This window comes from Streptococcus sp. IsoGale022, from assembly GCF_031142805.1.
Taxonomy (GTDB): domain Bacteria; phylum Bacillota; class Bacilli; order Lactobacillales; family Streptococcaceae; genus Streptococcus; species Streptococcus sanguinis_A.
In genome coordinates this window covers 1-565 of record NZ_JAKZJI010000039.1, presented here as the reverse complement: position 1 = coordinate 565, position 565 = coordinate 1, and the positions used below count along the sequence as shown (strand labels likewise).

The window sequence follows — 565 nt, the reverse complement described above, 5'->3', positions numbered from 1 at the left end:
CTACTGCCTCTTACAAGTCTATGCCGAGGACCGGAATCGAACCGGTACGATCGTTACCAATCGCAGGATTTTAAGTCCTGTGCGTCTGCCAGTTCCGCCACCCCGGCCGCCTCAAGCGAACGACGGGATTCGAACCCGCGACCCCCACCTTGGCAAGGTGATGTTCTACCACTGAACTACGTTCGCATCCTATTCAAAAATGCCGGCTACATGACTTGAACACGCGACCCTCTGATTACAAATCAGATGCTCTACCAACTGAGCTAAGCCGGCTCATTATTATCTTATATGCGGGTTAAGGGACTTGAACCCCCACGCCCTAAAGCGCCAGATCCTAAATCTGGTGCGTCTGCCAATTCCGCCAAACCCGCTCTTATGACCCGTACTGGGCTCGAACCAGTGACCCTTTGATTAAAAGTCAAATGCTCTACCAACTGAGCTAACGAGTCTCTTACTTTTCTTGAAATCTTCTTGACTTCAACGGTCCCGACGGGAATCGAACCCGCGATCTTCGCCGTGACAGGGCGACGTGATAACCGCTACACTACGGGACCTATTCTTTTCA

At 51.7% G+C, this 565-nt stretch carries 6 tRNA genes; all 6 read right to left on the bottom strand.

What is annotated here, in order from left to right:
* Positions 1–21: 21 nt before the first annotated feature.
* A tRNA-Leu gene (locus RG608_RS11525) sits at positions 22–107 on the bottom strand.
* Between the two features lie 7 nt (positions 108–114).
* Positions 115–186 (bottom strand) — tRNA-Gly (locus RG608_RS11520).
* A gap of 14 nt (positions 187–200) precedes the next feature.
* Positions 201–273, bottom strand: a tRNA-Thr gene (locus RG608_RS11515).
* A gap of 16 nt (positions 274–289) precedes the next feature.
* A tRNA-Leu gene (locus RG608_RS11510) sits at positions 290–371 on the bottom strand.
* Between the two features lie 5 nt (positions 372–376).
* Positions 377–449, bottom strand: a tRNA-Lys gene (locus tag RG608_RS11505).
* A gap of 32 nt (positions 450–481) precedes the next feature.
* Positions 482–554: transfer RNA gene (locus RG608_RS11500), tRNA-Asp, on the bottom strand.
* Between the last annotated feature and the right edge of the window lie 11 nt (positions 555–565).